Here is a 967-nt window from a genome sequence, read left to right on the forward strand (position 1 = left end):
TTTCCCGCTGCCGATGTCGCTGCTCGCCGCCAAGTTTATCGGTGACGACAAAATCAACCTCTGCGATCCGCGAGGCGTCCCGGCGCCTTCCCACGAAGAAAAGCTGTTTGTAGCGACGGTGCGATGGCTGGCGGGCTCCGGCTATCTCACGCACGATAAGCCGTGCAACTCGCCCGACTTCCCGTGCTGCGTGCTAACCCCGAAAGGGCTTGAGGTGTTGCGGCTGGTGCCGGAAAGCCTGCAGGCCCCGCTTGGTGCGCAGCTGGCCGACGCGGCACGATCGCAGGCTGCGCCCATGCTGTCGGCGCTGGTGGTGCAGGTGCTATCGGCTGGCGCTCAGTTCCTCGCGCGCTAGCCTTGCGGCTTACTTGATGTCTTCCAGCTTCATCTCCAGCGCCAGCCGGGTGATCAGGCCGTTATCGTCCAGCGTGTGGGTGACGCTGGCGATGACCCATCCACAGGCATCGATGGCCGGCTTGAAGCCCTGCACGGTGGCCGGCAGCTCCGGCATGATCTCCGGCCGGCCACGGGCGAGGGTGATTTCAAAGCTGGCCACGCCGCGCTGCAACTTTTCCCATGCGCTGCGTGCGCCCTGCCATGCCGCTGTTTCGCTGGCGTAGGTGTGGCGCAGCTGCTTGATGTTGTCGGCGCTGGCCTCGATGGCTTCGCGCTGGGTGACGGTCAGTTTTTTGGTCTTGAGCACTTTGCCGCGCTTGCCGACTTGGTTCTTGCGCTCGAAGTTGGTGTTCTTGTCGACCAACACTTCGCCGCGCTTGCCGCCTTCCACATCTTGCCAGTAGGCGCGCACGGCGGTGTAGTTGTCGCGGTCGGCAATGGAAAAGCGGTGGCTGTCGCCATCGCTGCGCAAGATCGTCACCGGCGGCATAGGCAGGCCGCTGGCGGTGGTGGCATCACCCGCCCTGATAAACAGCAGTCGTCCGGCCTTGACGGTGGCGATGGCATCCCA

At 64.2% G+C, this 967-nt stretch carries 1 protein-coding gene and 1 pseudogene; one reads left to right on the forward strand and one right to left on the reverse strand.

Annotated elements, in window-relative coordinates:
- Nucleotides 1–355, forward strand: a 355-nt coding sequence (locus EGI20_RS18795; protein ID WP_498633222.1) for a hypothetical protein, incomplete at its 5' end; no start/stop codon positions are given.
- Nucleotides 356–364: 9 nt separating this feature from the next.
- Here the strand turns inward: EGI20_RS18795 and EGI20_RS18800 are convergent.
- A pseudogene (locus EGI20_RS18800) lies at nt 365–967 on the reverse strand (phage late control D family protein); the annotation flags it as partial.

Source organism: Aquitalea sp. S1-19 (genome assembly GCF_024343515.1).